Source organism: Nostoc piscinale CENA21, assembly GCF_001298445.1.
Classification (GTDB): domain Bacteria; phylum Cyanobacteriota; class Cyanobacteriia; order Cyanobacteriales; family Nostocaceae; genus Nostoc_B; species Nostoc_B piscinale_A.
Genome location: NZ_CP012036.1, coordinates 342,756 through 350,030 on the forward strand (window position 1 = coordinate 342,756; position 7,275 = coordinate 350,030).

Below are 7,275 nucleotides of genomic sequence, written 5' to 3' on the forward strand. Positions count from 1 at the left end.
TAGTCGTCTATGAAGGCAGGAGTTAAGAGGCAGGAGGAAAACTGATTCCTAACTCCGCCTGTGAGATGATGTTCAAGGGTTTAAGACTTCACTGAACTTTCGTGAGAGTGGCTATTGTTCTGGAGGAGGCAGAATATTTTTATATTGCGTTAGCTTCCCGCAGAGTACAAAGCCTCCTGCCTTCTGCCTTCTGCCTCCTTCAAGGCTCATCACTACTAAATTTTTAGCTTCTGAGGTTAACACCGAATTTTTCTACCAAGGCTTCTCGAACTTTGTTGTGTACAGGTTCGACTTCGGCATCGGTGAGAGTGCGATCGCTTGCCCGATATACTAGACGAAATGCCAAACTGCGTTGTCCTTGGGGGACGTTTTCGCCACGATATTCATCGAAGATTTCCACTGATTCCAGCAAACCTTTACCAGCTTTGTTAATAGCTTTTTCCAGTTCTCCTACAGAAACTTTCACCGGGGCGAAAAAGGCGATGTCGCGATCGCTGGCTGGGTATGTAGAATAAGACTTGAATGTGGGGATCAAAATCTCATCTTGATCTAAGGCATCCAACAGCACATCTAAATCTAACTGAAATAGATATACAGAATCGGGTAAATCTTTTTCCCGCCGCAATTGGGGATGCAGTTGACCAAATACACCCAGTCGGTTTCCACCTATCCACAACGAAGCAGTGCGTCCGGGATGTAAACGCTCATCACGACAATCTGGTTGATATTCTACTTGTATCCCCAATTGTTGAAAGACGCTTTCGAGAATTCCTTTGGCTTCAAACCAAGTCATTGGCTGTTCTCGTCCACCTTTTGACCATTTACCGAGGCTGCTGTCTCCTCCTAAGATACCAGCGATCGCATCAGCTTCATGCAAACCGTCTTCTTCTTGTTGGAAAATTCGCCCAATTTCAAAACCGTTGAGAGAACCGTTACCTTGTTCTAAATTGTATTGAAAAGCATCAATCAACCCAGCCATTAAATCAGTACGTAACGCCGAATATTCGGTAAATAGAGGGTTACTTAAAACTATCTGGCGGTCTTCCCCTGGTTTAACTAAGGAATACTGCACTAATTCAGTCAACCCTTCCGCCCGTAAAGTCGCCCGCAATTTCCGCAACAATTCTTGGTCTATGGGTAAATAGCCTGCTTGGGCTTTTTCCGGTAAAGTGTCGCAGAAATTATCATAGCCGTACAGTCGAGCAATTTCCTCAATTAAATCAATTTCCCGTTCTAAGTCGCGGTAACGATAAGGAGGAACAGCCACATTCCAACTACGTTCATCTGTTGCTGTCAGCTGACATCCCAAAGCGGTTAAAATCCTGACAACATCGCTTGCTTGTAATTCCCCTGTGTCTTCACCTAAATCAGTAGGCCCTAGTATTTCATTAACTCTATCTAAACGCAGAGCAATCGAACGACTCCAAGTCGCAGGATCGGGACGGGTATCCACAATTTCTTGATGTACAATGACACCGCCAGCCAATTCACTAATTAAAGCTAAAGCACGACGACAGGCGACTTCCAATTCTGCGCGGTTCACACCCCGTTCGTATCTCCCAGATGCTTCACTGCGTAACCCCACCCCACGGGAGGAACGACGAATAGCCACGGAATCAAACAAGGCTGCTTCTAAAACTAAATTTTGCGAACCTTCATAAACTTCGGTTTCTTCTCCACCCATAACTCCCGCTAAAGCCACAGGTTTATCGTTAGCGGTGATTAACAAATTCTGGGTTGCGAGGTTGCGAGGTTGCCCATCCAAGGTTTTTAGAGATTCTCCTTGATTCGCAAAACGTACACCAATAGTTAAATTGCCATTACCCGCAACAGCTTGTAAACGCTCTTGGTCAAAGGCGTGGAGTGGTTGTCCCCATTCCAACAATACATAGTTAGTAATATCAACGACATTACTAATTGGGCGTACACCCGCAGCTCGCAGGCGTTGTTGCAACCAGTCCGGCGACGGGGCAATTTTTACTTGTTCAATGACTGTACCAATGTAAGCCGGGCAAGCTTGGGTATCAGCAATTTTTAAACCTAACTTGCCTGCATTTTGAGTTATTTTGACTTCCCCAGGTTCAGGAATACTCAGTTTACCACCAGTCAAAGCGGCAACTTCTCGCGCTATGCCTACCATACTTAAAGCATCAGCGCGGTTAGCAGTAGCCGTCACATCTAAAATCACATCATCTAAACCCAGCAACGGACGGACATCACTACCCACCGAGAGATTTTCCCCAGTAAAAATATGAATCCCATCAACCTCACTCGGCAAACCCAGTTCTTTTAAGGAACAAATCATGCCGTGAGATGGAACACCACGCAGTTTTGCAGGTTTAATTTTTAAATCGATGTTTGGTAAATAAGTGCCAACGGTGGCGACTGGGACATAAATATCTGCCCGGACATTGGCTGCACCGCAAACAATATTTAAAGTCTCAGCTGCACCCACATCTACTTGACAGACACTTAATTTGTCGGCGTTGGGGTGGGGTTGACGTTCCAGCACTTTCCCCAAAACCACACCATCTGCCCAAGTGCGGCGGTCTTCAATATCTTCTACCTCAAACCCAGCCATTGTTAGGGTATGAGCTAATTCTTCTGGGCTTAATTTAATTTCTACTAGTTCCCGCAGCCAGTTTAAAGAGATTCGCATAAATGACGTAAAATCAACAATTTCAGCCTATTTTTACTTAAAAATGCTCACCTAATGCTCAAAAGAATAAGTTTCGGTGTTTGAACGCATACTTTGAGCATTATTTTATGAATCAGTGGAGATGCTTGATTAATGCTCATTCTTCATTCTAATTGTTTCTGTTTATCTAATTTTTCCTGGATTGCGTCTCTGCAAAATTGTGCGGGGTCGTCCTGTGCCTTCACCGCTTCCTTCATCGACTCAGTACATCTGAAACTGATAGATGTTGTCATCGGTTCCTCACCCTTGGGTTGTATTGGTTCTAAATTTTCGGGACTACCTTTAGGGTTGGGCATTGTTGAGAAGTGTAAAAAACGCTTGAATTGTTTGTACACAGATAATTAGACTGTTAAAATCAGTGGTTACATGAGCCTGAGAAACTTGTTAACCACTGATACCACTCGTAAAAATGGCAATATCTATTTTATGTTGTTTACCCGCACAGAATTAGAAGTTCTGACAGTTCAGCAACTCAAAACTTTATGCTGGCGATATGGTCTCAGACCTCTAGCCAGTGGAGCATACAAAGACAATTACATCAGTGCTTTAATGGCATTTCCGTTATTAGCGATACAACAAATGGATGATGGCGAAGGCTTAAAGCTACCGACATTTGAAATTTTGCAACATCTCGGCACTATCCTAGACCAGATGGGACAACCCTCAGACCACCAAGCAGCACTCATTAAGGCTTCTCTTGAGGGTAAGTATATGAATCCTCCGCAAAGATGGTATCAAGAAAAGTTACTCAATCGATATCATGCAAAACACAACATTGAGCAAGCAATTACCCTACTAAGTATTCAGTAACCATAACGGGATAACACCATAGACTTCTTGCAAAAGTCCAAATAATTAACCGCAGATGGACTGTGTTCATCTGCGTCCATCTGCGGTTAATTATTCTGTTTACTTCACTAAAGTAAGAAACGCTATATAAGTATTTCTCGACACAAACTAACTTTATATTACTTAAATTATTGAACATCACTCTAAAATTCAGGTAGTCCTCAAGACTGATGTATTAATACAGAAATGTTTGGAAATATAGCAGCAACCAATCCAAACAATCTGGAATTAAAAGTATATGCAATCTCCAGCAAATTCAACTAATAAAACGGCAAGTAACCATTCGTCAGTCGAAACAACACCTAATCATATTCACTCTCAAAATAATAGCAACTCTGAGCCTGTAACTCAAATACAGAAAGATAATGTGATCACTCGGCAAGATTTACCAGATAAGCGAGTACGTTATGGTTTTACTCTAGTTATCTTGAGTGCTTTCTTATTTGTGATTGCCATTTACTACGGCATCATTAACCCTTAATTTATTTTGGATTATGACCAGTCTACAGTTACTCAATCATGATTGTGTTAAAGACGACAAACTCATTTAATCATGAGCATTCATAATCCATCTTAAGTTAGATGGAAGTTCTAGTAATTAATTTATTTATTAATTTAAGAGAAAGAAATTGAACTGCATTATCACGCCTACAAATATCAGTAGATTTGATTTGGATAATTGCTCGGTTGACTATTAGCAATTACCTGCAAAAACAAACTTTTGGAATATTTTGTTAGTTAAATTATCGTCCTAGTGGTGAGACAAAAATCCAAAATTACTTGACTATTATTTGAAGGCTGAAAAGATGTTGATTCAATTGTAAACATTTGCTGGTTCAGGAGAATTAGCAATTTAGATTAGCGTTTCAGGAGGATATGACTAAAATACATGGCTACAAAATATCCTAAATTTAACCAGGATCTCGCTCAAGATCCAACGACGCGTAGAATATGGTATGCGATCGCCACAGGAAATGATTTTGAAAGTCATGATGGGATGACTGAAGAAAATCTCTACCAAAAGATTTTCGCTACTCACTTCGGTCATGTCGCAATTATTTTCTTGTGGGCATCCAGTCTTTTATTCCACGTAGCTTGGCAAGGCAATTTTGAACAGTGGATTAAAGATCCGTTACATATTCGCCCCATCGCCCATGCAATTTGGGATCCTCACTTTGGTAAACCAGCCATTGAAGCTTTTACCCAAGGTGGTGCCAACTATCCAGTTAATATTGCCTACTCTGGTGTTTACCATTGGTGGTACACCATCGGGATGCGGACGAATAATGACCTTTATCAAGGTTCAGTGTTTTTGTTGCTGTTAGCAGCATTATTTTTATTTGCTGGCTGGCTACACTTGCAACCTAAATACCGTCCGAGTTTAACTTGGTTTAAAAGTGCGGAACCCCGCTTGAATCACCACCTGGCAGGTTTGTTTGGGGTGAGTTCTTTAGCTTGGGCTGGTCACTTAATTCACGTTGCTATCCCCGAATCTCGCGGTGTGCATGTGGGCTGGAGAAACTTTCTGACAATTTTGCCTCACCCAGCAGGTTTAACACCATTTTGGATGGGGAACTGGGGTGTATACGCTCAAAATCCAGATACAGCTAACCATGTGTTCGGCTCGTCTCAAGGTGCAGGTACAGCTATTTTGACTTTTTTAGGTGGTTTCCATCCCCAAACAGAGTCATTGTGGCTGACGGATATGGCGCATCACCATCTGGCGATCGCAGTTATCTTTATTATCGCTGGTCACATGTACCGCACTAACTTCGGCATTGGTCACAGCATCAAAGAAATGCTCAACTCTAGACAATTCTTTGGTATCCAAACCGAAGGTCAGTTCAACTTACCCCATCAAGGTTTATACGACACCTATAACAATTCCCTGCACTTTCAGTTATCCATACACTTGGCTGCACTGGGTACAGCTGCTTCGTTAGTAGCGCAACACATGTACTCACTACCGCCTTACGCTTTCATAGCTAAGGATTACACCACCCAGGCATCGCTGTACACTCATCATCAATACATTGCCGGCTTCTTAATGATTGGTGCGTTTGCCCATGCGGGGATTTTCTGGATACGAGACTACGACCCAGAACAAAACAAAGGTAATGTTCTTGATCGGGTACTGAAGCACAAAGAAGCGATTATCTCTCACTTAAGTTGGGTGTCACTTTTCTTAGGCTTCCATACTCTAGGGCTATATGTTCATAACGATGTAGTGGTTGCCTTTGGGACTCCAGAAAAACAAATCTTGATTGAGCCGGTGTTTGCTCAATTTATCCAATCGGCTCACGGCAAACTACTGTATGGCATGAATACCTTGCTATCTAACTCAGATAGCATTGCTTACACAGCTTGGCCAAACCAAGGTAACGTTTGGCTACCCAATTGGCTAGATGCGATTAACTCTGGTACTAACTCTCTGTTCTTGACCATTGGGCCGGGAGATTTCTTAGTACACCATGCGATCGCACTTGGTCTGCACACCACCACTTTAATTTGTGTGAAAGGTGCGTTGGATGCCCGTGGTACCAAGCTGATGCCTGATAAGAAAGACTTTGGCTTCACCTTCCCTTGTGATGGCCCTGGTCGTGGTGGTACTTGCCAAACTTCTTCTTGGGAACAGTCTTTCTATCTCGCTATGTTCTGGATGTTGAACCTCCTGGGCTGGGTAACTTTTTACTGGCATTGGAAGCATCTAGGCATTTGGCAAGGTAACGTTGCTCAGTTCAACGAAAACTCTACATATCTCATGGGCTGGTTCCGTGATTATCTCTGGGCTAACTCGGCTCAGTTAATTAACGGTTACAACCCCTACGGCACAAGTAATTTATCTGTTTGGGCTTGGATGTTCCTCTTTGGACACCTCGTTTGGGCAACTGGTTTTATGTTCTTGATTAGCTGGCGTGGCTACTGGCAAGAGTTAATCGAAACCCTTGTTTGGGCGCACGAACGCACTCCACTAGCTAACTTAGTTCGGTGGAAAGATAAGCCTGTTGCTCTATCCATCGTCCAAGGCTGGTTGGTTGGTTTGGCTCACTTCACTGTGGGTTACATCCTGACTTATGCAGCCTTCCTCATAGCCTCAACAGCAGGTAAATTCGGTTAACAGCCCTTCGGGCGAGGCAGAAGGCAGGGGGCAGGAGGCAGAAGGGAAAGATTCCCAAGGGACGCTACGCGAACGAATATAAGCGGGTCTAATTCCTACTCTTATCAGCCTCCTGCCTTCTTCTAACAAGTTTGATATCCTCTGACCTTAGCTATTTCCCCCTTGATACCGTTAGGTGACAGGGGGATTTTTGTTAAGTACGTAGACAGTGATTTAGAAGCCGCATTTCGACTCCCATCGACTACGCTCAGTGCGAGTCGCTCAATGCTCAAGACGCTGACTAGAAGAAAGAGGGTTGAGCGAAGTCGAAACCCGTATCTCTAGTTAGGTTTAATTTATAGCGGTTCTTACTTGCTTGTAATACAGTCGGAACCCCCACCCCGCATTTGCTAACGCAAACGCTCCCCTCCCCGCGTGCGGAGGGGTTGAAAGGTACTTCATCCAACCGAGAACCGCTATAGTCCTTCTAGTTATCAGAACTGACACAGCAAGATTGTCTGTTGACACTGGGATCTCGCATCCCACACCATGAATGACGAAGCATATCAATTTCTGTATCGTGGGGCTTGTCACTGCAATATATTACAATTATAATACCTGCTGTACATGC

General features: G+C 43.3%; 5 protein-coding genes. 3 read left to right on the forward strand and 2 right to left on the reverse strand.

Annotated features, from left to right (window positions below; genetic code table 11):
- Window positions 1–223: 223 nt before the first annotated feature.
- Window positions 224–2,659, reverse strand: a complete 2,436-nt coding sequence (gene pheT / locus ACX27_RS01460; protein WP_062287455.1) for a phenylalanine--tRNA ligase subunit beta — start codon at window positions 2,657–2,659, stop codon at window positions 224–226.
- 143 nt (window positions 2,660–2,802) lie between these two features.
- Window positions 2,803–2,994 carry a hypothetical protein gene (locus ACX27_RS01465; RefSeq protein ID WP_062287458.1) on the reverse strand — a complete coding sequence of 64 codons (192 nt, stop codon included), beginning with the start codon at window positions 2,992–2,994 and terminating at the stop codon, window positions 2,803–2,805.
- A gap of 70 nt (window positions 2,995–3,064) precedes the next feature.
- Between ACX27_RS01465 and ACX27_RS01470 the strand changes: the two genes are divergently transcribed.
- The 3 genes from ACX27_RS01470 to psaB all read left to right on the forward strand — a co-directional run bounded on the left by ACX27_RS01470 (window position 3,065) and on the right by psaB (window position 6,665).
- Window positions 3,065–3,508 (forward strand): hypothetical protein, encoded by a 444-nt coding sequence (locus ACX27_RS01470; RefSeq protein ID WP_235526451.1) that lies wholly within the window; start codon window positions 3,065–3,067, stop codon window positions 3,506–3,508.
- A gap of 277 nt (window positions 3,509–3,785) precedes the next feature.
- Window positions 3,786–4,028: a hypothetical protein gene (locus ACX27_RS01475; protein ID WP_062287461.1), complete on the forward strand. Its 243-nt coding sequence runs from the start codon at window positions 3,786–3,788 to the stop codon at window positions 4,026–4,028.
- Between the two features lie 408 nt (window positions 4,029–4,436).
- Window positions 4,437–6,665 (forward strand): photosystem I core protein PsaB, encoded by a 2,229-nt coding sequence (gene psaB / locus ACX27_RS01480; protein WP_062287464.1) that lies wholly within the window; start codon window positions 4,437–4,439, stop codon window positions 6,663–6,665.
- Window positions 6,666–7,275: the final 610 nt, after the last annotated feature.

What these genes read in the sequence shown, in the direction of transcription:
- pheT (WP_062287455.1), bottom strand. Translation starts at nt 2,659, where the DNA reads ATGCGAATCTCTTTAAACTGGCTGCGGGAACTAGTAGAAATTAAATTA.
- ACX27_RS01465 (WP_062287458.1), bottom strand. Translation starts at nt 2,994, where the DNA reads ATGCCCAACCCTAAAGGTAGTCCCGAAAATTTAGAACCAATACAACCC.
- ACX27_RS01470 (WP_235526451.1), top strand. Translation starts at nt 3,065, where the DNA reads ATGAGCCTGAGAAACTTGTTAACCACTGATACCACTCGTAAAAATGGC.
- ACX27_RS01475 (WP_062287461.1), top strand. Translation starts at nt 3,786, where the DNA reads ATGCAATCTCCAGCAAATTCAACTAATAAAACGGCAAGTAACCATTCG.
- psaB (WP_062287464.1), top strand. Translation starts at nt 4,437, where the DNA reads ATGGCTACAAAATATCCTAAATTTAACCAGGATCTCGCTCAAGATCCA.